20 protein-coding genes are annotated in these 21,544 nt (G+C 66.4%); 18 read left to right on the top strand and 2 right to left on the bottom strand.

Annotated elements, in window-relative coordinates; translation table 11 throughout:
• The first annotated feature begins 16 nt into the window (after window positions 1-16).
• Window positions 17-835 (top strand): IclR family transcriptional regulator, encoded by an 819-nt coding sequence (locus tag KHO41_RS32840; protein WP_211957414.1) that lies wholly within the window; start codon window positions 17-19, stop codon window positions 833-835.
• Window positions 836-1,150: 315 nt separating this feature from the next.
• Window positions 1,151-1,855, top strand: coding sequence for a dienelactone hydrolase family protein (locus KHO41_RS32845; protein WP_211957415.1), 705 nt, complete (start codon window positions 1,151-1,153; stop codon window positions 1,853-1,855).
• Between the two features lie 54 nt (window positions 1,856-1,909).
• Here KHO41_RS32845 and KHO41_RS32850 read toward each other — a convergent pair whose 3' ends face one another.
• The gene (locus KHO41_RS32850; RefSeq protein WP_211957416.1) at window positions 1,910-2,728 is read right to left on the bottom strand and encodes an IclR family transcriptional regulator; all 819 of its coding nucleotides are present in this window, start codon (window positions 2,726-2,728) and stop codon (window positions 1,910-1,912) included.
• Between the two features lie 101 nt (window positions 2,729-2,829).
• On the opposite strand from KHO41_RS32850, the gene KHO41_RS32855 reads away from it, so the two are divergent.
• From KHO41_RS32855 to KHO41_RS32915, 13 genes are all read left to right on the top strand, one after another.
• Entirely contained in the window at window positions 2,830-4,062 is a 1,233-nt protein-coding gene (locus KHO41_RS32855; protein ID WP_211957417.1) for a CaiB/BaiF CoA transferase family protein, read from the top strand.
• A gap of 36 nt (window positions 4,063-4,098) precedes the next feature.
• Window positions 4,099-5,103, top strand: coding sequence for a Bug family tripartite tricarboxylate transporter substrate binding protein (locus KHO41_RS32860; RefSeq protein ID WP_211957418.1), 1,005 nt, complete (start codon window positions 4,099-4,101; stop codon window positions 5,101-5,103).
• Window positions 5,104-5,132: 29 nt separating this feature from the next.
• Window positions 5,133-6,278 carry a CaiB/BaiF CoA transferase family protein gene (locus tag KHO41_RS32865; protein WP_211957419.1) on the top strand — a complete coding sequence of 382 codons (1,146 nt, stop codon included), beginning with the start codon at window positions 5,133-5,135 and terminating at the stop codon, window positions 6,276-6,278.
• Between the two features lie 56 nt (window positions 6,279-6,334).
• Window positions 6,335-7,360, top strand: coding sequence for a tripartite tricarboxylate transporter substrate binding protein (locus tag KHO41_RS32870; protein ID WP_211957420.1), 1,026 nt, complete (start codon window positions 6,335-6,337; stop codon window positions 7,358-7,360).
• 22 nt (window positions 7,361-7,382) lie between these two features.
• Entirely contained in the window at window positions 7,383-8,531 is a 1,149-nt protein-coding gene (locus KHO41_RS32875; RefSeq protein ID WP_211957421.1) for an acyl-CoA dehydrogenase family protein, read from the top strand.
• Window positions 8,528-9,571 (top strand): acyl-CoA dehydrogenase family protein, encoded by a 1,044-nt coding sequence (locus tag KHO41_RS32880; RefSeq protein ID WP_211957422.1) that lies wholly within the window; start codon window positions 8,528-8,530, stop codon window positions 9,569-9,571. The genes KHO41_RS32875 and KHO41_RS32880 overlap by 4 nt, the downstream gene beginning before the upstream one ends.
• 169 nt (window positions 9,572-9,740) lie before the next feature.
• Window positions 9,741-10,511 carry an enoyl-CoA hydratase/isomerase family protein gene (locus KHO41_RS32885; RefSeq protein WP_211957423.1) on the top strand — a complete coding sequence of 257 codons (771 nt, stop codon included), beginning with the start codon at window positions 9,741-9,743 and terminating at the stop codon, window positions 10,509-10,511.
• A 159-nt stretch (window positions 10,512-10,670) separates the two neighbouring features.
• A complete protein-coding gene (locus KHO41_RS32890) occupies window positions 10,671-11,810 on the top strand; it encodes an acyl-CoA dehydrogenase family protein (protein WP_211957424.1) in 1,140 nt (379 codons plus the stop codon).
• 29 nt (window positions 11,811-11,839) lie between these two features.
• The gene (locus KHO41_RS32895; protein ID WP_211957425.1) at window positions 11,840-13,033 is read left to right on the top strand and encodes a lipid-transfer protein; all 1,194 of its coding nucleotides are present in this window, start codon (window positions 11,840-11,842) and stop codon (window positions 13,031-13,033) included.
• Window positions 13,034-13,053: 20 nt separating this feature from the next.
• On the top strand, window positions 13,054-13,497 hold the full coding sequence (locus KHO41_RS32900) for a MaoC family dehydratase N-terminal domain-containing protein (RefSeq protein WP_211957426.1): 444 nt from the start codon (window positions 13,054-13,056) through the stop codon (window positions 13,495-13,497).
• 9 nt (window positions 13,498-13,506) lie between these two features.
• Window positions 13,507-13,935: a MaoC family dehydratase gene (locus KHO41_RS32905; RefSeq protein WP_211957427.1), complete on the top strand. Its 429-nt coding sequence runs from the start codon at window positions 13,507-13,509 to the stop codon at window positions 13,933-13,935.
• 40 nt (window positions 13,936-13,975) lie between these two features.
• A complete protein-coding gene (locus KHO41_RS32910) occupies window positions 13,976-14,806 on the top strand; it encodes an SDR family NAD(P)-dependent oxidoreductase (protein WP_211957428.1) in 831 nt (276 codons plus the stop codon).
• A gap of 109 nt (window positions 14,807-14,915) precedes the next feature.
• Window positions 14,916-16,616, top strand: a complete 1,701-nt coding sequence (locus tag KHO41_RS32915) for an AMP-binding protein (RefSeq protein WP_211957429.1) — start codon at window positions 14,916-14,918, stop codon at window positions 16,614-16,616.
• A gap of 822 nt (window positions 16,617-17,438) precedes the next feature.
• Here KHO41_RS32915 and KHO41_RS32920 read toward each other — a convergent pair.
• Window positions 17,439-18,362 carry a LysR family transcriptional regulator gene (locus tag KHO41_RS32920; RefSeq protein WP_211957430.1) on the bottom strand — a complete coding sequence of 308 codons (924 nt, stop codon included), beginning with the start codon at window positions 18,360-18,362 and terminating at the stop codon, window positions 17,439-17,441.
• A 195-nt stretch (window positions 18,363-18,557) separates the two neighbouring features.
• Here KHO41_RS32920 and KHO41_RS32925 point away from each other — a divergent pair, with 195 nt between their 5' ends.
• The 3 genes from KHO41_RS32925 (at window position 18,558) to KHO41_RS32935 (ending at window position 21,531) form a co-directional block, all read left to right on the top strand.
• Entirely contained in the window at window positions 18,558-19,037 is a 480-nt protein-coding gene (locus tag KHO41_RS32925; RefSeq protein WP_376989885.1) for a MaoC family dehydratase, read from the top strand.
• A 218-nt stretch (window positions 19,038-19,255) separates the two neighbouring features.
• The gene (locus tag KHO41_RS32930; protein WP_211957431.1) at window positions 19,256-20,254 is read left to right on the top strand and encodes a tripartite tricarboxylate transporter substrate binding protein; all 999 of its coding nucleotides are present in this window, start codon (window positions 19,256-19,258) and stop codon (window positions 20,252-20,254) included.
• Between the two features lie 137 nt (window positions 20,255-20,391).
• A complete protein-coding gene (locus KHO41_RS32935) occupies window positions 20,392-21,531 on the top strand; it encodes an acyl-CoA dehydrogenase family protein (RefSeq protein WP_211957432.1) in 1,140 nt (379 codons plus the stop codon).
• Window positions 21,532-21,544 lie beyond the last annotated feature (13 nt).

Here is a 21,544-nt window from a genome sequence, read left to right on the forward strand (position 1 = left end):
GCAGCAGGGGACGGCCATGCACAACGACGATGATGAGGACGCGCCGTCGACGCGCCGGCTGTCTCGCGAGTCGGGACGCTTCGTGCGCAGTACACCTGGCAGCCGCTCGCTGGCGCGCGGCCTGCAACTGCTGCGCACGTTCCGCAATGGCACGGCCGCGCTGACCAATGCCGAGCTGGCCGACCGTACCGGGCTTGCCCGGCCGACGGTCAGCCGGCTCACGCGCACGCTGGTCGAAAACGGCTTTCTTCACTACGACATTGCGCAGCAGACCTACCGCCTGACCGCGGTGGCGATGAGCCTGGGGCTGGTGTTCCGGCAGCAGGTGCCGCTGCTGGACATGGCACCCGCCATGCTGGCAGAGGTTGCGCAGGCCGAGCGCGTGAACGCAGGCCTGGCCGTGGCGGATGTCACGGACATGGTCGTCGTGGCATTCGAGCGCGGCAGCCCGACCCGCGTGGGGCGCGTGGTTGAGCCAGGCATGCGCTTGCCGTTCGGCACGACGTCGGCCGGTTGGGCGTGGCTGGGCGGGCTGCCGGCGGATGAGCGCGAGCGCCAGTTCGCTCTGCTCGCCGCGCGCCACGGCAGCGCATGGGATGACATGCGCGTGGAGGCAGAGGCGGCGGTGCATGCCGTTGCGATGCACGGCTTCTGCATTGTCCACCGCAAGGATTCGCCGGTGGGCATGTCGGCGCCGGTGCACAGCCGGCAATTGCCGGGCTGCGTGGTGAGCTTTGCCATTCCGCTCGCGACCGAGCCGCTGGACGTTCTTGCTGCGCGCCATGGGCCGGCCTTGTTGCGGCTCGCGGCGCTGCTGGAGCATGCGGGGGCGTGATGCGCGGCCGGGGCAAGCGCGCAGCGGACAGGGCTGAAGACAGCCGCGGAAGATGCGAGGCGTTGCGTTGGATCTCTGCGTTGTGTTCTCCGTCATCGATGTGGGAGCCGGCCCCCCTTTTTGCCGGTTCCGGACGACGTGTTGGCGGTCTAAGATCACGTACGCTCGTCGGCTGACTCGTGACAGCACGATGCTGCGCACGTCACGCCGCTCTTCGGAAGCTTGCCGAGATGCACTCCAGAAGTCGGCGTACGCCAGATGCGGCGCGCTCAGGCGCGCCTTACATGTCAACTACTGAATCCAGGGAGCGCGCTCATGCGACACATTGGACAATCCGTTTCGTTCAACCGTCCGGACGGCAAGGCCGTCAACGGCTATCTCGCCAGCCCCGACGTCGCTGCCGGCGCACCGGCCGTCGTCGTCATACAGGAATGGTGGGGTCTCAATGACCAGATCAAGGGCGTGGCGGACCGCCTGGCGCGCGCTGGCTACCTTGCGCTCGTTCCCGATCTCTATCGTGGCGCCAGCACGGTGGAGCAGGAGGAAGCCCACCACCTCATGAGCGGGCTCGACTTTGCCGATGCCGTGACGCAGGACATCCGGGGTGCGGTGCAGTACCTCGGCGCAAGCGCGAACCGCATTGGCGTGACGGGCTTCTGCATGGGCGGTGCGCTGACGCTGCTGTCGCTGAACGCCATTCCCGAACTCGCCGCAGGTGTGACGTGGTACGGCATGCCGCCGCTCGAAGCGATCGACCCGGCGCGCATCCGTGTGCCGGTGCTCGGCCACTGGGCGACGCAGGATGCCTTCTTCCCGGTCGAAGGCGCCGGCAAGCTGGAAGAGAAACTCCGTGGCGGCGGCGTGGATGCGACCTTCCACCGCTACCTCGCGCATCACGCATTCGCCAATGAGGATGCCGTGGGCGATGGCCGCATCGCGGGCACGCAATATGACCCCGCCTGGGCGCAGCTCGCATGGGACCGGACGCTGACGTTCTTCGGCCGTCATCTCTGGCGCTAAGGCGGCGAATCATGCGGAATCCGGCACGCGCCGTGCCGGACCGTGACGACACGCCTACGTGGTGGAAAATGCGGCCCACGTCCGCTGTATGTCATCGCGCAATTGCAGCAGTACCGGCGCGACGCGCTTCACGAGCGCATCGTACTTGCCGTCCTCGGCGGAGAAGCTGAGGTTGAGCGCGTAGATCATGCCGTCGGGCCCCGGCACGGGACATGCAATACCCTCGACGCCGAGCCTGGCGGTGTAGCGGCAATACCCCTCGCTGGCAATCATTGCCGCCGACTCCGCGATCGATGCCCTGTAGCCGGCCCAGGTCCCCGCGCACCGTGCGGCCAGAGATGCCAGCACGCGCTTGCGTTCAGGTCCCGGCAGGGCCGCGAGGTAGGCATGCCCTGGCGAGCAGGCTTCCATCGGAATGCGGGCGCCGGGTGTGATCCACTGCCGTGACCGGCCTTCGCGCAACGTCTCGAGATAGATCATCGACAGATCATCCGCTGTCGCGAGTCCTGCGTTGACGCGCTCGCCGACGGCGACCTTGCGCATCAGCGGCCGCACTTCGTTGATATCGGTGCGGCTCAGGCGGAACGTATTCGCGAAACTCAGGCATACCGCTGAAAGCCGGTAGCCCTCCGAACCGTGCTCGTACTCGAGGAACTGCGCCGCCACCAGCGAGTGCGTGAGCCGGCTTACCGTTGGCCGCGGCAAGCCCGTGCGCGCCGCCAGTTCCGCGTTGGTCAACACGGGGGCCCCGGTCAGGAAGGCACGCAACACGACCAGGCCGCGTTCGAGCGTCTGGCTGCCTGCGGTGGTGCGTGTGAATGTGCCGCTTTCGCGCGTCAGGCGGCGCGTGGAGGGCGAGTCTTCAACTGGCATGACGCTGACTGTTTCGAATATCGAAACACGAATCTAGCAATGGGTATGGCGGTGGTCAATACTCGCCGACAAGGCAAAACATCACGAAGCGGACAGACACCATGCATCACGAACAAGCGAAGATCGATGACCATGCTGCACAGGTAAAGCCTGGCCCGCTTTCCGGCATCCGGGTGCTTGACCTCTCGGGTGTCCTGCTTGGCCCCGTGGCGACGCAGATCCTTGGCGACTACGGCGCCGACGTCATCAAGATCGAATCGCCCGAGGGCGACGTGATGCGCGGCAATGGCGTGGTGCCGCGTCCGGGCATGGGGTCCATCTTCCTTGCGGCCAACCGCAACAAGCGCTCGGTCGTGCTCGACCTGAAGACCGGCGAAGGCCGCGCCGCGCTGCGCAAGCTGGTGGAGACGGCGGATGTGTTCCTCCACAACATTCGCATCGAGGCCATCGAGCGTCTCGGCTTCGGCTACGAGGCCGTTGCCGCGATCAAGCCTGACATCGTCTACTGCGCGGCGATCGGCTACGGACAGGACGGGCCACATCGCGCGAAGCCGGCCTTCGACGACATCATCCAGGGCGCCTGCGGGCTGGTCGACCTCAACGCCTGCGGGCAAGGGCCGCCCTACATGCGCACGGCGATCGCCGACAAGGTGACCGGGCTGGTGCTCGCCAATGCCGTGATGGCTGCACTGGCTTGCCTGGCGCGCACGGGCACCGGCCAGTACGTCGAGGTGCCGATGCTGGAAACCATGGCGGCCTTCGTGATGACCGAACACCTCGGCGGTCTGACCTTCCATGGTTCGACCGAGCCAGTGGGCTATGCGCGCCTGCTGGAGGGCCGCAGCCCGGTGCCGACACGGGACGGATGGGTCTGCATCCTTCCGTACACGCCAGAGCATTGGCGGCGGCTGCTTGAAGCCTGTGGCCGCGCAGAACTCGTCGCGCGGTATGGGCTCGCCACGCGCGCCGATCAGATGGCCCATCGCAAGGCGCTGAACGGCCATCTCGAGGAAATCAGCAAACAGATGACCACTGCTGAATTGCTGGCCATCTGCGAGTCGCTGGATATCGCTGCCGGCGAGATCTTCAGCCTCGAATCCGTGCTGGACCACCCGCACCTTGCAGCGGTCGGCCTCTTCCGCGACACCGAGCACCCGACCGAGGGCCGCATTCGCGAGATTCGTCCGCCGGTGCGCTTCAGTGTCACGCCCGCATCGTTGCGCCGCCCCGCGCCGGTGCTCGGGCAGCACACCGCCGAGGTGCTGGCGGAAGTCGGGCTGGCAATTCCCGGAGGGCGTGGCAACGAACCAGGCCAGGGAAGGCCCGGCGAATAAGCCGGAAAGCCAGAACACAGAGACAAGGAGACACGCATGAACGATGCGATACAACGTGCCAGGCGGCGCTTGCTGGTGGGTGGCGCCAGTGCCGTCCTCGCACCGCTGGCCGGCCTGGCGCCGCAGGCTGCACGCGCGCAGGACAAGGGCTTTCCGGTACGCCCCATCCGCTTCGTGGTGCCGTTCGGCGCGGGCAGCGGTACCGATATCGTTGCAAGGATCTACGCGAAAGCCGTGGGCGATGTCAGTGGCCAGCCGGTCGTGGTCGACAACAAGGCCGGTGCAAACGGCATCATCGGCGCCAAGGCCGTGCTCGGTAGCGAGGCGGATGGCTACACCGTGTTCTTCGCCAGCAATTCGACGCTGACGACCAACGCCGCGCTGTACCGGGATCTTCCCTATGATCCGGTGCGCGATCTGGAGCCTGTGTCACTGCTTGACGGCAGCTATTGCGTCGTAGCGGTGCCTGCGTCCTCGCCGTACCGCACGCTGGCCGACCTGTTGGCCGATGCCCGCAAGCGGCCAGGCGCGCTGAACCATGCCGCGGGTTCTCCCACCTATGCGCTGTGGAACGGGTGGCTCGACGATATTGCGCGCATCAAGACGACGAATATTTTCTACAAGGGCTCCGGCGAAGCGGCCAACGCCGCCATGAGCGGCCAGGTGGATTACGCAATCATCGGCACTGGCACAGCGCTTCCGCTCGTCAAGGGGAATCGCCTGCGCGCACTGCTCTATACGGGTAAGACGCGCCACGCGCAACTTCCCGACGTGCCGACCGCTGCCGAGTCTGGCCTGACCGGCTATCAGGCGCTTGCGTGGAGCGCTGTCGCGGTGCGGGCTGGCACGCCCGGGCCCATTGTGAGCAGGCTTGAGGCGATCTTTCGCGAGGCCGCGCGCAAGCCCGAGGTGCTGCGTGGCCTCGCGCAGCTCGGCAGCGAGCCGCTGTATGGCGACGCCGCGGCAATGCGCCGCTTTCAACTCGACGAGATCGCGCGCTGGAAGCGGCTGATCGCGTCGACGGGCATCACGATCGAATAACCATGGAATCCGAAGCAGGAGACAAGCAGATGGGACCCCTTTCCAACCTGAAGATCATTGAACTGGCCGGTATCGGCCCGGGCCCGATGGCGGGTACGGTGCTGGCCGGCATGGGGGCGACGGTACTGCGTATCGACCGCACCGTGGCCGCCGACCTGGGCACGCCGAAGGGCGCGCTCAAGTATCAGCTTTTGCGCCGCAGCCGCGACAACATTGCGCTGGATCTGAAAGATCCCGAGGCGATCCGCCTCGTGCTCGACCTTGTCGAGCAGGCTGACGTGCTGATCGAGGGCTTCCGCCCCGGCGTCACGGAGCGCCTCGGCCTGGGCCCGGAAGATTGCCTCGCACGCAACCCGCGGCTGGTGTACGGTCGCATGACCGGCTGGGGCCAGGACGGTCCGCTTGCCCAGGCGGCCGGGCACGACATCAACTACATCTCGATCACCGGCGTGCTCGACGCCATCGGCCGCAAGGACGAGCCGCCCGCGATCCCGCTCGCGCTGCTCGGCGACATGGCCGGCGGCGCGATGTTCCTGGTCGCCGGCATCCTCGCCGCACTGTACGAGGCACGCGACTCCGGCAAGGGCCAGGTGGTGGACGCTTCCATCGCCGAAGGCGCGGCCAACCTGGCGACCTCTTTCTACGGATCGGTGGCGGCCGGCATGTGGAAGCTCGAGCGCGGCACCAACATCCTGGACTCGGGCGCGCCGTTCTACGACGTCTACGCGTGCAAGGACGGCAAGCTGATCTCGATCGGCCCGCTCGAGGCGCGCTTCCACCAGGACTTGCTGGAACGACTCGACCTGTCGCCCGAATCGTTCGGCCGCCATCTCGATCGCGCCAACTGGCCGCGCCTGCGCGAGGCATTCACGGCGGCGTTCAAGACGCGCACGCGCGATGAATGGTGCGCGCTGCTGGAGGGCACGGATGTGTGCTTCGCGCCGGTGCTGAACATGGCCGAGGCGCCGCAGCATCCGCACCTCAAGGCGCGCGGCAGCTTTGTCGAAGTCGAAGGGGTGATGCAGCCGATGCCGGCGCCGCGCTTTTCGCGCACGCCCAACGCGGTGCCGCGCGTACCGACCGAAGCATCGCCGGAGACCTTCGCCGACGCGTTGTCCAAATGGTTGCCGGAAGCGGAGGTGGGCCGCTGGCAGTCGGTGCTGCAGCGGCCGTAGGTTCCCGCCTCATCAATTGGCCATCTTCATCAATCACAACGAATACGGAGACAAAGATGGACATCGACAATTTGCACCTTTCGCGCCGCGCGCCCGGCTGGCGCCGGACCGCGCCGTGGAAGCGCCGGCTCGCCAGCGCACTGGCTGCGCCGCTGCTGCTGGCCCACGCCCATGTGGCCGTCGCCAGCGATTTTCCGACCCGCCCGCTGCGTGCCGTCACGCCGATTTCCCCCGGCAGCGGCGGCGACCAGACGCTGCGCTATGTGGCCGACAAGCTGTCGGCCGCGCTGGGCCAGCCGGTGGTGGTCGAGAACAAGCCTGGCGCCGACACGTATCTCGCGACCCAGTACGTACTGACCACGCCCGCTGACGGCTACACCATTCTGCTGGTGAGCCCGTCGCTCGTCACCGTGCCGTTGCTGACGCCGTCTGCCAAGTACGATCCGGCCGACTTTCGCGTGATTGCGGTCATGACGCGTGGCCCCGCCGTGTTTGTGACCAGCCCGAAATCCCGCTTCACGGCGTTCACGCAGCTTGTCGATGCGTCGCGCAAGGCGCCGGGGTCGGTCAGCCTGGCCATCTATGGCAACACCTATCGCGTCGGTGCCGCAATGCTGGCCATGCAGGGCGGGCCGAAATTCAACCAGATCAGCTACAAGGGCGTCTCGCAGGCCACTGCCGATGTGATCGGCGGTGCCGTGGATGTGGCCCTTGTGGATCTGGGCGCCGCACTGCCGCTGATCAGGGCGGGGCAGCTTCGCCCGCTGGCGGCGGCCACGGTGGCCCGCGTGCCTGACATGCCTGGCGTGCCGACGGTGCGGGAGTCCGGCTTTCCCGATTTCGACCTGTACATCTCGATCGCGCTGGCCGTGCGCAGCCAGACGCCCGAGCCTGCAGTGCGCCGCCTCGAAGCGGAACTGGACACGATCCTGAAGGCGCCTGAGTTCCGCGACTACTCGCTCAAGCGCAGCGCCTCGGGCGAAGTGATCGCCCTGACAGGCAAGGAAGCCGCCACGATGTTCGCCGGCGAAGCCGTGCGCTTCCGGAAGGCCGCCGCTGCGTTGAATGCCGGCACAAACTGATTATCTGAAGAGATCCAAAGACATGGATATTGCCCAGAGTATCGTCATCCGGCCCGCCACGAGCAAGCCGGAGCAGAACAGGCTGCGCCGCGAGTTCCGCGGCTTCCTGACAGAGGCGCTGGCGAGCCTGCCACCGCGCAAGGTGCGCTACTGGAGCGAATACAGCCCGGCGTTCTCGCGCATGCTCGGCGAGGCAGGGTGGCTCGGCATGACGTGGCCGAAGCGCTACGGCGGCGCCGAGCGCTCGCAACTGGAGCGCTTCGTCGTGCTGGAAGAGTTGCTGGCGGCCGGTGCGCCTGTCAGCGCGCACTGGGTCGCCGAGCGGCAGTGCGGCCCGTTGCTGATGCGCTATGCCAGCGAGGCCATTTGCCAGGAGATCGTCCCGCGCATCGCAAAGGGCGAACTGACCTTCTGCATCGGCCTGAGCGAGCCCGATTCGGGCTCGGACCTCGCGTCGATCCGCACGCGCGCCGACAAGACCGATGGCGGCTGGCTCATCAACGGCGCCAAGCTGTGGACGTCGCACGCATTCCGCGCGCATTACATGAGCGCGCTGGTGCGCACGACCACGGGACTGGAGAACCGCCACACCGGCATGTCGCAATTCCTGGTCGACATGAAGAGCAAGGGCCTGACGGTACGTCCGATCCGCAACATGATGGGCCGCCGCGATTTTGCAGAAGTTGTGTTCGAGAACGTGTTCGTGCCCGACGAACACCTGATCGGCAACGAAGGCGACGGCTGGAAGCAGGTCACGACCGAACTGACGTTCGAGCGCAGCGGCCCGGACCGGTACCTCAGCGGCGTGCCGCTGCTCTGCGAGATGCTGGACCGCGCCAGCGCGGGCGACCGCCTGCACGCGGTGGAACTCGGCCGTGCCGTGGCCGAACTGGCCAACCTGCGCGCGATGTCACGCGGCATTGGCCAGATGCTCAACGAGGGCGAGGACCCGCGCCTGGCGACGTCGATCGTCAAGGACTTCGGCGCAGTGCACGAGCAGCGCATGCCGGAGCTGGCGCATGCGTTGTTCGGCGCCGAGCTGCGTCCGGACGGTGACACGTTCGAGCAGGCGCAGTCGTTCCTGACACAGGCGGCGACGTGCTTCTCGATACGTGGCGGCACGCGCGAAATCCTTCGGGGCATTACGGCAAAGGGACTGGGACTGCGATGAGCGAACTTGAGCAAATGCTGGCAGAGACTGCCGGCAGGATTTTTCCCAATGAGGCCACGCTGGCCCTGGTCGAGGCGGCGGAAAACGGCGAGTGGCCGGCCGAACTCTGGGCCTGCCTGGAAGACAACGGCCTGACACGCGTATTCGCACCGGAAGAGCAGGGCGGTGCCGGCGCAACATGGAGCGAGGCGCTGCCGGTGCTGCTGGCCGCGAGCAAGCATCTCGCCCCGGTGCCGTTCGTCGAAACCGCCGTGGCCGGCGCGGTGCTGGCGCGCCTGGGCCTGGACATGCCCGAGGGCCCGCTTGCGCTGGCGTTGCCGCAGGACGAGGCGCGCGTCGTGCGCGACGGTGACGGCTGGCGCTTCAACGGCACCGTGGCCGCGCCTTGGGGCCGTGCGCTCACGCATGCGCTGGTGCCGGTGCAGCAGGAGGAGGACACACTCTGGCTGCTGATGCCAGCTGCCGGAGCGACGGTGACGCAGGCAACGAACGCCGCCGCGCAACCCCGCGACTCGCTCGCCTTCGACGGCGTGCGTGCTGTGTCCGCGGCGCAAGGTATGTCGGGCAATCCCAAGCTGCTCGGCGCGCTGCAGCAGTCGATCCAGATGGCCGGGGTGATGGAGCGCGTGCTGAACCAGGCCGTGCAGTACGCCAATGAACGCACGCAGTTCGGCAGGCCGATCGGCAAATTCCAGGCGATTCAGCAGCAGCTCGCGCAAATGGCCGACCATGTCGTGGCCGCGCGCATGGCGGTGGCGACGGCTTGTGCGGCCATGGGCAGCGCAGCGTGGGAACGGCAGGCGATGATTGCCAAGGTGATCTGCGGGCAGGCCGCGAGCGTGGCGGCAGCGGTGGCGCACCAGGTGCACGGGGCGATCGGCTTCACCTACGAGCATTCGCTGCACTACGGCACGCGCCGTCTGTGGAGCTGGCGTGCGGAGTATGGCAGCGACGGCGACTGGGCAGAGCAGTTGGGCCGCGAAGCCATCACCCATGGCGGCGATGCGCTATGGGCTGACATTACCGCTGAGGACTCATGACCCGTCCCGCGTGAAGACGTAGCCAGATGCCCCGCGGTGTTGCCGCAGCGATCGATACTCGAAATGCTGGCCTGGCCGCCGCGGCAGGCGTCAATGAATACCGCCCCGCACCCGCGCAGCGCCCGCCGTATGCGGCGCAGATCCTCACACCTGAAAATAGAGACCACTCATGCAGCAGACCGATGACCTTCACGTGCAGATCGACCAGTTCGTTGCCACGGTAGAAATCCGCCGCCCGCCCAACAACTTCTTCGACCTCGACCTGATCACCGCGCTGGCCGACGTGTTCGAGACGCTCGATCGCGACCCGGCCTGCCGCGCCATTGTGCTGGCAGCCGACGGCAAGGCCTTCTGCGCCGGCGCCGACTTCAGCGCGCGCGCGGGCGGTACCTCGGGCCGCGACGGCAGCCGTCTGTACAAAGCGGGGCTGCGGCTTTTCCGCACCGGCAAGCCGGTCGTGGCCGCAGTGCATGGCGCGGCCATTGGCGGTGGCCTTGGACTGGCGCTGGCCGCGGATTTCCGCGTGACCTGCGATGAAGCCCGCTTCAGCGCCAACTTCGCGCGCCTCGGCACGCACCCGGGGTTCGGCCTCACTGCCACGCTGCCGCGCCTTGTCGGCCCGCAGCAGGCCGCACTGCTGTTCTATACCGGCCGCCGTGTGAGCGGCACTGAGGCCGTGCGCATCGGCCTGGCCGACGTGCTGGTGCCGCAGGCCGAAGTGCGCAGCGCAGCGCAGCAGCTCGCTGCGGAGATCGCTGCATCGGCACCGCGCTCCGTCATGTCGGTGCGTGAAACGTTGCGGCGCGGGTTGGCTGATGAAGTCGAACGTGCCACGGAGCGCGAAGCGACGGAGCAGGGCTGGCAGTTCGTGATGGAAGACTTCCGGGAAGGCGTCGCCGCCATGGCGGAGCGGCGCGCGCCGGTCTTCCGCGGCGTGTGATTTGCCGGGCACGACAAGGCCGGCCGCGGTAGCCGCTGCAGGCACCCCCCTCCCTATTACAGGGAGTACGGTGCGCGAGCCCCATCGATACCATGGATTCACGTTGTGCCGCACCGATTCCGGAGCGGCCGAATCCAGAAATCGAGTTTGGGGGAAACCGTGGAAGTCAACCGTACCGTATTCCGGGAAGATCACGAGATGCTGCGCGACACCGCGCGGCGCTTCTTCGTGCGCGAGTGCGTGCCGCGCCAGGAGGCCTGGAACCAGGCCGGCCGCGTCGACCGTGAAAGCTGGCTGAAGGCGGGCCGCGAGGGCTTGCTCTGCGTCACGATACCGACCGAATACGGCGGTGGCGGCGGCGACTTCGGCCACGCGGCGGTGATCTGCGAAGAGATGCATGGTGCCGGGCTGTCCGGCGTCGGGTTCGGCCTGCATTCGGACATCGTTGCGCCGTACGTTGTGCGTCTCGGCACGGAAGAACAGAAACGGAAGTGGCTGCCCGGCATCTGCGCGGGCGAGACCATCCTGGCGGTGGCCATTACCGAGCCCGGTGGCGGTTCCGACGTCAAGGCCTGTCGCACCACCGCCGTGCGCGATGGCGACGAGTGGGTCATCAACGGCAGCAAGACGTTCATCTCCAACGGCATGAGTGCCGACATGGTGATGGTGGTCTGCAAGACCGACCCGGCCGCCGGCGCACGCGGCGTCAGCCTGATCATGGTCGAGACCAGCCGGGAAGGATTCCGGCGCGGCCGCAAGCTCGAGAAGGTGGGCCAGCCCGCCGCCGATACCGCGGAACTGTTCTTCGACAACGTGCGCGTGCCCGCAACGAACCTGCTCGGCGAAGAGAACAAGGGCTTTGGCTACCTGATGGAAGAGCTGGCGCAGGAGCGCCTGCTGATCGCCGTCTACGCCGCGACCGCGCTCGAGCGCCTGCTTGGCATCACCGTCGAGTACGTCAAGGAACGCAAGGCGTTCGGCGGCACCGTGTGGGATTTTCAGAACAGCAAGTTCAAGCTGGCAGACATCAAGGCGCAGTCGGTCGCGCTGCGCACGCTGGTCGACTACTACATCGGCGAGAACATGAGGCGCCGCCTGACCGTCCAGGAGGCGGCCATCGCCAAGCTGCATGCCAGCGAGACGCTGTGGAAGGCCATTGACGACATGGTGCAGCTCCACGGTGGCTACGGCTACATGCTGGAGTACCCCATTGCGCGTGCGTTTACGGACTACCGCGTGAGCCGGATCGCCGGCGGTACCAACGAAGTGCAGCGCGAGCTGATCGCGCGCCAGCTCTGACCATTCACCGAAGCAAAGAGAGACAGAACATGAGCGAGAAAGTCATCGTCGGCGGCGTCGGCATGATCCCCTTCAGCAAGCCGGGCCAGAGCCCGAGCTACACCGATATGGGCGCCGACGCCGTGCGCCTGGCGCTGAAGGATGCCGGCATCGGCTACGAGCTGATCCAGGAAGCCTACGTCGGCTACGTGTACGGCGACTCCACGTCGGGCCAGACCGCGCTATACGAAGTCGGCATGACCGGCATCCCGGTAGTCAATGTCAACAACAACTGCTCGACCGGCTCTACCGCGCTGTGGCTCGCACGCAAGGCCGTCGAGACCGGCGCTGCCGACTGCGTGCTGGCGCTCGGTTTCGAGCAGATGCAGGCCGGCGCGCTGAAGGCGCACTGGGATGACCGTCCGCCGCCGCGCGCACGGTTCCTGCCTATCCTCAACGGGCTGACGGCCGATGCGGTGGAAATGGGCGTGCCGCAGGCGCTGCGCGGCTTTGGCGGCGCGGGGCGTGAGCACATGCAGAAGTACGGAACCAGCATGCGCGCGTTTGCGGAGATCCGCGCCAAGGCAAGCCGCCATGCGGCGAACAACCCGTTGGCACTGTTCAAGAATGTGGTGAGCGCAGATGACGTGATGAACGACAAGGTCGTGTGGCCGGGCGTGATGACGCGCCTGATGGCCTGCCCGCCGACGTGCGGCGCGGCCGCCGCGCTGATCGTGTCGGAACGCTTCGCGAAGAAGCACAACATCCGCGCGGACGTGCAGATCCTGGCGCAGTCGATGACGACCGACCCGGTCGAGTCGTTCGACCCGCCGTCGCTGATCTCGTACGTGGGCGCCTACATGACGCGCGCCGCCGCGAAGGAAGTCTATGAGAAGGCCGGCGTCGGCCCCGAGGACATCAAGGTGTGCGAGCTGCACGACTGCTTCGCCCACAACGAATTGCTGACCTACGAGGGACTGGGCTTCTGCGCCGAAGGCGAGGCCGAGAAGTTCATCATGGATGGCGGCAATACCTTTGGCGGCAAGGTCGTGACGAATCCGTCGGGCGGCCTGCTGTCGAAGGGCCATCCGCTGGGCGCGACAGGCCTGGCGCAGTGCTACGAGCTGACTAACCAGCTTCGCGGCACGGCCGACAAGCGGCAGGTCGAAGGCGCGAAACTGGCGCTGCAGCACAACCTCGGCCTCGGCGGTGCCTGCGTGGTGACGCTGTACGGCAAGAACTGAAGTTTGAGGACTGGAACATCATGCTCGACAGAAACCTGATTGGCCACAGCCTTGGCAAGCGCAGTGTCGTGGTGGAAGAAGGCGCCGTGTGCTTCTACGCGAAGGCCATCGGCGACACCGATCCGCTAGTCTCCGATCCCGAGGCTGCGCTCGCGGCCGGCTTCCGCTCGGTGCGCGTGCCGCCGACTTTCTTCTCCTGCCTCGAAGGCCGCATCTTCAACACGATGGACCTGCTGAAGCTGGCGAAGATGGACCTCAAGCGCATCCTGCACGCCGAGCAGAGCTACGTCTACCACACGCCCGCATTCGCCGGCGACGTGCTGACCTACGAGCCGAAGATCGTCGACATCTACGACAAGAAGGATGGCGCGCTGGAGTTCCTGGTCAAGGAAACGCGCATCACCAACCAGGACGGCGTGCATATTGCCGACGTCCGTGGCGCGCTCGTGCAGCGCCGTATCTGAGGGGAGACCATGAGCGAAACGACTCTGCACGACCTGAGCAAGCTGCGGGCAGGCGACAGCATTCCCGCGCTGCAGATTGCACCGATCTCGCGTACGACGCTGGCGCTGTATGCCGGTGCGTCGGGCGACCACAACCCGATCCACATCGATATCGACTTCGCGCGCAGCGCGGGGCTCGATGATGTGTTTGCCCACGGCATGCTTTCGGCCGCCTACGTGGGACGCCTGATCACGGAGTGGGCTGGCCATACGCGCATTCGCGAGCTGGCCGTCCGCTTCGTCGGCATCACGCAGGTGCATGACCAGCCGAACCTGTCCGGCAAGGTCGTCGAACGCTTCGAGTCCCATGGCGAAGAACGCCTGCGGGTCGAGGTGCAGTGCGCCAACCAGAAGGGCGAAGTCAAGATCACCGGCGAGGCCGTGGTCGCCGTGGCCTGATACCAGTCAACCGAATCCCGTTACATCAAGGAGATAACCCATGAGCAAACCTCTCGAAGGCAAAGTCGCCATCGTCACCGGCGGTGGCCGAGGCATCGGACGCGCCGTGGCGCTGCTGTTCGCATCCAAGGGCGCACGCGTAGTCGTGAACGACCTCGATGCGGCACCGGCCAATGAAGTCGTGGCTGAAATCGAGAAGGCCGGTGGCGAAGCCCTGGCGTTCCCGTGCAACGTGACCGATTCCGACTTCGGCACGCGCCTGGTCAAGGCGGCGCTGGACAAGTTCGGCGCCATCGACATCATCGTCAACAACGCCGGCTACACCTGGGACAACGTGATCCAGAAGATGAGCGACGAGCAGTGGGACGCCATCATCGACTGCCACCTGAAGGCCCCGTTCAACCTGTTGCGCGCCGTGCAGCCGTACTTCCGTGAAGCCAGCAAGGCCGAAGCCGAGGCCGGCAAGGAAGTGTTCCGCAAGATCGTCAATATCTCGTCGATCTCGGGCACGACCGGCAACCCGGGCCAGGTCAACTACTCGGCCGCCAAGGCCGGCGTGATGGGCATGACCAAGACGCTGTCGAAGGAATGGGGCCGCATGAAGGTCAACGTCAACTGCGTGGCGTTCGGCTTCATCTCGACGCGCCTCACCGAGGCCACGGCGGAGGAGAAGACCGTCAGCATCGATGGCCGCGACATCAAGGTGGGCGTGCATCCGGACCGTCTCGCGATGGCCAGCAAGGAAATCCCGATGGGCCGTGCCGGCACGCCGGAAGAGGCCGCGGGCTCGGTCTACATGTTCTGCATCCCCGAGTCGAACTATGTCACGGGCCAGACCATTGTCTGCGGTGGTGGCCGTGGCGGCTTCTGACGCCTAAACCATAGAAGCACGCAGCACCGATGCCGGCGGCCAATCAAGCCGCCGGCGTCACTTTCAGCCCGGCACGTGAGTGCCGGGACGCAGGGAGAGACGCATCACAATGCCGCGACTGACAAGACACTACGCGCACTGGCCGGCCGGCGTGCCACGCACGCTCGACGTACCGGACCGGAACCTGTTCGATCACCTGGCATGCTTCGCGCACAGCCAGCCGGACAAGACCGCCGTCGAATACTATGGCCGCCAGATCAGCTATCGGGAGCTGCACCTGAGCGCGCTGCGCCTGGCCGGCTACCTGCAGCAGCATCTGGAGGTGCGCCGTGGCGACCGCGTGGTCCTGCTGATGCAGACCTGCCCGCAGTTCGCCATCGCCAGCTATGCCGTGCACCGTTGCGACGCCGTGGTTGTCGCCCTGAGCCCGATGAGCACGCCGGCGGAGCTGGAGTACTACATTCGCGACAGTGGCGCGCGCGTGGTGATCACCATGCAGGAGCTGCTGCCGGCTGCGCAGCAACTGCTCGACGACGGCACCCTGGTCGGCTGCGTGGTCGGCGCCTATTCGGAGCTTGCCGGCAGCGCCGCCGACGTGCCGTTCCTGACGATTCCGCCGCTGGTGAGCGAGCCCTTCACGGTTGTGGGGCAAGCGCGGCTACACACGTTCCATGGCGCGCTGACGGCCGGCATCATGCCGACGGCTTCCGTAGCGAAGGGCGATGACCTGGCTGTCATCGCCTATACGTCGGGCACCACGGGAAAGCCCAAGGGTGCCATGCTCAGCCACAAGGCGTTCGTGCACGCGCTGGAGGCGCGTGTGCGCTGGATGGGTGTCGGCGACGACGTCAAGGGCGAATACAACGAACTCGGCGTGCTGCCGCTCAACCACCTGGCCGGCATGTGCCAGATGCACGTGGTGCTGGGCAGCGGCCGTACGCTGGTGTGGCTGACGCGCTGGGATGCCGAGGCCGCGCTGGCGCTGGTCGATCGGCGCCGTCTTGGCGGCTTCGGCGGTGTCACGCCGATGCTGATGGAGGCGCTGGCCGTGCTGGAGCGGCAGCCGCACGATATCTCTTCGGTCAAGCGCCTGATGGTCGGAGCCACCGCCATGCCCGATGCCGTGGCCAATGCGCTGGAGCAGCGCTTCGGGCTGCCGCTGCTGGAGAGCTATGGCATGACCGAGACCTGCGCGGCAACGCATATCAACCCGCTCCATGCCGCGCGCCGCCAGTGCGCGGGCATTCCATTCATCAACGTCGACGCGCGCGTGCTCGACCTGGAGTCCGGCGAGGAACTCGGGCCCGGCGAATCGGGCGAACTGGTGACCCATACGCCGACGCTGTTCCTCGGCTACTGGAACATGTCCGATGCCACGGCGGCGGCCTTCGTCGAGATCGACGGCAAGCGCTTCATCCGCACCGGCGATATTGGCCACTACGACGAGGACGGCTACTTCTACATCACCGACCGCCTCAAGCGCATGATCAATGCGGCGGGCTTCAAGATCTGGCCGGCGGAGATCGAGTCGATGCTGCATGGCCATCCGGCCGTGAAGGAAGCCTGCATCATCTCGGCGCGCGACCCGCGCCGCGGCGAGACGGTGAAGGCGTTCGTGGTGCTGCGCCCGGGAATGCAGGGAACGATTGCTGCCGAGGCATTGATCGAGTGGTGCCGGACGCAGATGGCCGCGTACAAGGTGCCGCGCCTGGTGGAGTTTGTGGAGGCGCTGCCGCGCAATGCGACGGGCAAGTTGCAATGGACTGAAATGCAGGCGCGGCAGGATGCACTGGACCGGCAGCAGGCGTAGCAGAAGGCTGCGAGTGAGAGGGGCAATTCAGCCGGTTCGACTTGTGGAGGGTGGAGTTTCGCGGGGCTTGGGGTTGTCGTGCTTGGCGGGCGCCGCTGTTTCGCCGGCGTAGCCGGCGAGTCACTTTTGTCCGAGCGACAAAAGTAACCAAAAACGCGTTTTGGTTGCCCCAAAGGGGCGAATTTTTATCGTAGTGTGCCAGGGGTGTTGTACGGGTATAGGCTTCAGAGTCAGTCACGCTGCCTGCCGCGTGGGGCACGACCGTGGTCAGAATTACAGCGCTGATTGAACGAGCCCTGCAAGCGTCTGTGGACCCTGCTGCTAGCGGCATCGTGTGATCGCCTTCGGCTGCGCTCCGCGCAGAGCCCAAGTCTGAGCACGCAGGCCCAAGGCGAACCACGCCTCGGTGACGAGGCCCGCGCTTGCATGCACGTAGAGCAAAAAAACGGACCTCGGGCGCCAGCGACGTTGATGAGCTTGCCCCCACACGACGACGTGCGCGCAGCGCAGCCGAAGGCGTCCCACCACTGACCTTATTGAAACGCTGTACCCGAGTCCGTCTTGGGGATCGTCCAAAAGTCGTGCCACGCCAGGCACAGGTTCTGACTCACATGGCGTAGCAGGTTGGAACGGCCGACCACCATCGCAGGCGTCCAAAGCCGTTTGAACGACTGCCGCCGTGGAATTGATGGCCAGCGGCAACGACGCGCTTTTTGGTTACTTTTTGTCGCTCGGACAAAAAGTGACTCGCCGGCTACGCCGGCGAAACAGCGGCGCATGCCAAGAGCGACAACGCCGTCCCGGCCAGAAGCCCCCAATCGCCTACACCTCGTCGTTATCCACCGCATCGCCCCCGGGCGACAAAACCCGCGCGGCAATCGCAATAAAATTCCTCGCCGTCGCCGTACTATCCTCCGCCGACGTCGCCAGCGCCAGCCCAACCGTGATCCGGTCGAGACCATCGACCAGCGGCAGCAGCTTGATAGCACCGCTCACGTGCTTGCCGAGAAAGGCCGCCACCAGCCCGACCCCCATACCGCTTTCGACCAGGCTCAGCAGGCTGCGCACGTGAGTGACTTCCTGAACGATGTTGGGCCGCACGCCGGTCTGCAGAAATGCGTTCATGGTCAGCGCATGCAGCGTAGGAGCCTGTTGGCGCGAATGGATGATGAAGGGCACCCCCGCCAGATCGGCAAACGCGATGCTGTCGCGGCGCGCCAGTTCCGAGTCCGCGCGCACGGCTAGCTGAAGCTCGCCGGGCTCGATCAGCGTGATGGTGGCCGTGGTCGGCTCGAGGACGGGATAGGCCACGATGGCCGCGTCGAGCGTCTGCGCTTCGATCGCGCGCAGCATCTCGGTGGTCGATGCTTCGTCGAGGACCAGTTCGACCGCAGGGTAGGCCGCGCGGAACGCACTGATCAGCCGCGGCACAAGGTCATAGGCCGCCGAGCTCGTATAGCCCAGGCGCAGCACGCCGTGCTCGCCGGCTTCTCCTTCACGCGCTACACGCCGCACCTCGTCGATGTAGAACAGCGCCCGGCGGGCGGTCCTCAGGACCGATTCGCCGACCGGCGTCACTTTGACGCCCGTGGGCAGGCGCTCGAACAGCACCGCGCCGAGTTCTTCCTCGAGCTTGCGGATCGACGACGAAAGCGGCGGCTGTGCCATATGCAGCCGTTCCGCCGCGCGCGAGAAGTTGAGGGTCTCGGCGAGCATCAGCGCTTGCCGCAGTTGACGTAGCTCCATGGATGGCGGGGATGAGGGGGATGACGGGAGACGGGGGTGCGTTTCATTCTAGCAGTCTGCTTCGCCGCCATACGCGCCGCGTATGGCGCTACACGAACAAAGTATTTCCTGTGTGCGGGCTGGCTTCTTACGATGGCGAGTGGCCCGTGCAGCGGCAACGCACTCGAATTTCCAAACGTCATTCCCGAATTGAAGATGCAGATTAACGAACACAACATGCTGACGCTCGACAGTGGTCCCTGGTGGGACGACCTGACCGTGGGCACGCGCTTCCGCACGCGCCGTCGCACCGTGACCGAGACCGACCTTGTCCAGTTCGCCAACCTGACCTGGCTGAACGAGGAACTGTTCTCGGTGGCCGGGGAGGGCCGGGCCGGCATGGCCATCCAGGGCCGCGTGGTGCCGGGCGCGCTGGTCTACAGCTATGCCGAGGGGCTGCTGGTGCCGTCGATGCAGGCGTCGGGCCTGGCTTTTCTCGGAACGTCGCTCGATGTGAAGGGCCCGACCTTCGTCGGCGACACGATCCACGTGGAATGCGAGGTGGTCGAACAGCGGCGCACGTCGAAGCCGGGCCGCGGCCTCGTGCGCACGCGCAACGCCGTGGTCAACCATCGCGGCGAAACCGTGCTGGTCTATGACCCGCTGCGGCTGATGCGCATTCGCGCGGAGTCCTGACCGGGTGCGCTCGGCAGAACCGGGAGGCTGGTGCATGGATTGCCCCCCGGACGCTGGCGACTATACCCGCGGCATATGGCTCCATACGAAACCCGTATTTCCGTCGTGAGGACGGAGTCATTACCATCGGCTTACCCGCAGTGGCCCGCACAGAGGCCGCGCGATACGGCGCCAGGCACGACAGCCGGCGCCCCCCGAAAACAAGGAGACAACGCATCATGAACAAGACCCGTATCACCGTGCGGTCAGTACTGACACGCCTGCCTGGCGCGCTGGTGGTGCCGCTGACCATCGCGTTGAGCGCAATGCAGCCCGCCAACGCGCAGGAGTACCCGACGCGCAGCGTGCGCATGGTGGTGCCCATCGCTCCCGGCAGCGGTGGCGATACGAGCATGCGCTTCGTCGCCGAACGGCTGGCCAAGCTGTTCGGACAGCCTGTCGTCGTGGACAACAAGCCGGGCGCGGAAACGCTGATCGCCACGCAGTCCGTGCTGGGCGCGCCGGCGGATGGGTACAGCCTGCTGATGAGCAGCGGCGCCATGCTCACCGTGCCGCTGACAAACAGTGCCGCTGGCTACGATCCGCTGCGCGACTTGCGCCCGATTGCCATCATCAGCCGCGGGCCCGCTATGCTCGTCACCGGCCCGCAGTCGCGCTTCACCAGCATCGGCCAGTTGCTGGACGAGGCGCGCCGGCAGTCCGGTTCGGTCAGCCTTGCGATCTATGGCAACAGCCACCGCGTGGCGGCCCAGGTCCTGGCCCGGCAGGGTGGTCCTTCGTTCAACCTGATTACCTACAAAGGGGCCGGAGCAGCCTCGACCGACATCATCGGCGGCGCGGTCGACGTCGGACTGATCGATGCCGGGGCCGCGTTGCCACTGATCAAGTCCGGCAAGCTGCGCGGCCTGGCAGTCACGTCGGTCCAGCGCTCGGCTGAATTGCCTTCAGTGCCCACCATGCGCGAGAGCGGCTTCCCGAACTTTGATTTCTATGCGTGGATTGGCGTGAGCGTGCGCAGCCAGACGCCGGAGCCCGTGGTCCGCAAGCTGGAGCAGGCGATCGGCAAGATCGTTGCCTCGCAGGAATACCGTGACTTCCTTGCCTCGCGTGCGCCCGGTGCCGAGCCGGTCGGGTTTGTCGGCCCGCAGGCCGTCAAGGAAACCGAACGCGAAGCCGCGCGGGTCCGCGAAGTGTTCGCCAAGCCCGCAGGCGGGTAGTCGTAAGCAACAAGGCGCCCTCCGGCCAATGGCCCGGCACGGGCGCGCCAATGCAGTCCGGCCCCTCCAGGCAGCCGCGCCGCCTTGCGCGGTCTTCGCCGGGCCGGACGCACCACACCCAGCAACAGGAGCACCCGGTGGATATCACCCGTAACGTCTATCGCGACGACCATGAAATGCTGCGCGCCCCCGCGCGGCGCTTCTTCGAGACCGAATGCCTGCCGCAACAGGCCGAATGGGATGCGGCCGGCCGCACGCCGCGCGAGATCTGGCGCAAGGCCGGCCGCGAGGGCCTGCTGTGCGTGACCATCCCGACCGAGTACGGCGGCGGCGGCGGCGACTTCGGCCATGCCGCCGTGGTGCAGGAAGAGTGGATGCGCGCGGGCGTATCGGGCTTTGCCTGCGGCATGCACTCGGACATCATCGCGCCGTACATCCTGCGTCTCGGCACCGAGGAGCAGAAGCAGCGCTGGCTGCCTGGCATCTGTGCGGGCGAGCAGATTCTCGCCATCGCCATGACCGAGCCGGGCGGCGGCTCGGACCTCAAGTCGTTGCGCACCACCGCCGTTCGCGACGGCGACGAGTACGTGATCAACGGCAGCAAGACGTTCATCTCCAACGGACTCAACTGCGACCTCATCGTACTGGCCTGCAAGACCGACCCGTCGGCGGGCGCGAAGGGCGTGAGCCTGATCGTGGTCGAGACCAATCGCGAGGGCTTCCGCCGCGGCCGCAAGCTGCAGAAGATGGGCCAGGCCGCTGCCGACACCGCGGAGCTGTTCTTCGATAACGTGCGCGTGCCCGTGAACAACCGGCTCGGCGAAGAGAACATGGGCTTCCGCTACCTGATGCAGGAACTGGCGCAGGAGCGCCTGCTGATTGCCGTGGGCGCGGCTGTCCGCCTAGAGACCATGCTCGAGAAGACCGTCGAATACGTGAAGGAGCGCAAGGCGTTCGGCGGCACCGTGTGGGACTTCCAGAACACCAAGTTCAAGCTGGCCGACATCAAGGCGAACGCGGTGGCCGTACGCACGATGGTGGACCACTACATCGCCGAGCACATGCGCCGCAAGCTGACGGTGCAGGAGGCGGCCATCGCCAAGCTGTTCTCGACCGAAACCATGTGGAAGGGCCTGGACGACATGGTGCAACTCCATGGCGGCTACGGCTACATGATGGAGTACCCCATTGCGCGCGCGTTCGTCGACATGCGCGTCTCGCGCATCTCGGGCGGCGCCAGCGAAGTGCTGCGCGACCTGATCTCGCGCCAGCTCTGAGCGACTTCCGGCA

Source organism: Cupriavidus numazuensis (assembly GCF_905397435.1).
Lineage (GTDB): Bacteria > Pseudomonadota > Gammaproteobacteria > Burkholderiales > Burkholderiaceae > Cupriavidus > Cupriavidus numazuensis.

Excerpts from the sequence above, each read along its gene's own strand:
- KHO41_RS32875 (WP_211957421.1), top strand. The coding sequence starts at position 7,383 with ATGGATATTGCCCAGAGTATCGTCATCCGGCCCGCCACGAGCAAGCCG.
- KHO41_RS32925 (WP_376989885.1), top strand. The coding sequence starts at position 18,558 with ATGCAGATTAACGAACACAACATGCTGACGCTCGACAGTGGTCCCTGG.
- KHO41_RS32855 (WP_211957417.1), top strand. The coding sequence starts at position 2,830 with ATGCATCACGAACAAGCGAAGATCGATGACCATGCTGCACAGGTAAAG.
- KHO41_RS32885 (WP_211957423.1), top strand. The coding sequence starts at position 9,741 with ATGCAGCAGACCGATGACCTTCACGTGCAGATCGACCAGTTCGTTGCC.
- KHO41_RS32870 (WP_211957420.1), top strand. The coding sequence starts at position 6,335 with ATGGACATCGACAATTTGCACCTTTCGCGCCGCGCGCCCGGCTGGCGC.
- KHO41_RS32915 (WP_211957429.1), top strand. The coding sequence starts at position 14,916 with ATGCCGCGACTGACAAGACACTACGCGCACTGGCCGGCCGGCGTGCCA.
- KHO41_RS32905 (WP_211957427.1), top strand. The coding sequence starts at position 13,507 with ATGAGCGAAACGACTCTGCACGACCTGAGCAAGCTGCGGGCAGGCGAC.
- KHO41_RS32910 (WP_211957428.1), top strand. The coding sequence starts at position 13,976 with ATGAGCAAACCTCTCGAAGGCAAAGTCGCCATCGTCACCGGCGGTGGC.
- KHO41_RS32920 (WP_211957430.1), bottom strand. The coding sequence starts at position 18,362 with ATGGAGCTACGTCAACTGCGGCAAGCGCTGATGCTCGCCGAGACCCTC.
- KHO41_RS32865 (WP_211957419.1), top strand. The coding sequence starts at position 5,133 with ATGGGACCCCTTTCCAACCTGAAGATCATTGAACTGGCCGGTATCGGC.
- KHO41_RS32840 (WP_211957414.1), top strand. The coding sequence starts at position 17 with ATGCACAACGACGATGATGAGGACGCGCCGTCGACGCGCCGGCTGTCT.
- KHO41_RS32845 (WP_211957415.1), top strand. The coding sequence starts at position 1,151 with ATGCGACACATTGGACAATCCGTTTCGTTCAACCGTCCGGACGGCAAG.
- KHO41_RS32860 (WP_211957418.1), top strand. The coding sequence starts at position 4,099 with ATGAACGATGCGATACAACGTGCCAGGCGGCGCTTGCTGGTGGGTGGC.
- KHO41_RS32850 (WP_211957416.1), bottom strand. The coding sequence starts at position 2,728 with ATGCCAGTTGAAGACTCGCCCTCCACGCGCCGCCTGACGCGCGAAAGC.
- KHO41_RS32900 (WP_211957426.1), top strand. The coding sequence starts at position 13,054 with ATGCTCGACAGAAACCTGATTGGCCACAGCCTTGGCAAGCGCAGTGTC.
- KHO41_RS32930 (WP_211957431.1), top strand. The coding sequence starts at position 19,256 with ATGAACAAGACCCGTATCACCGTGCGGTCAGTACTGACACGCCTGCCT.
- KHO41_RS32880 (WP_211957422.1), top strand. The coding sequence starts at position 8,528 with ATGAGCGAACTTGAGCAAATGCTGGCAGAGACTGCCGGCAGGATTTTT.
- KHO41_RS32895 (WP_211957425.1), top strand. The coding sequence starts at position 11,840 with ATGAGCGAGAAAGTCATCGTCGGCGGCGTCGGCATGATCCCCTTCAGC.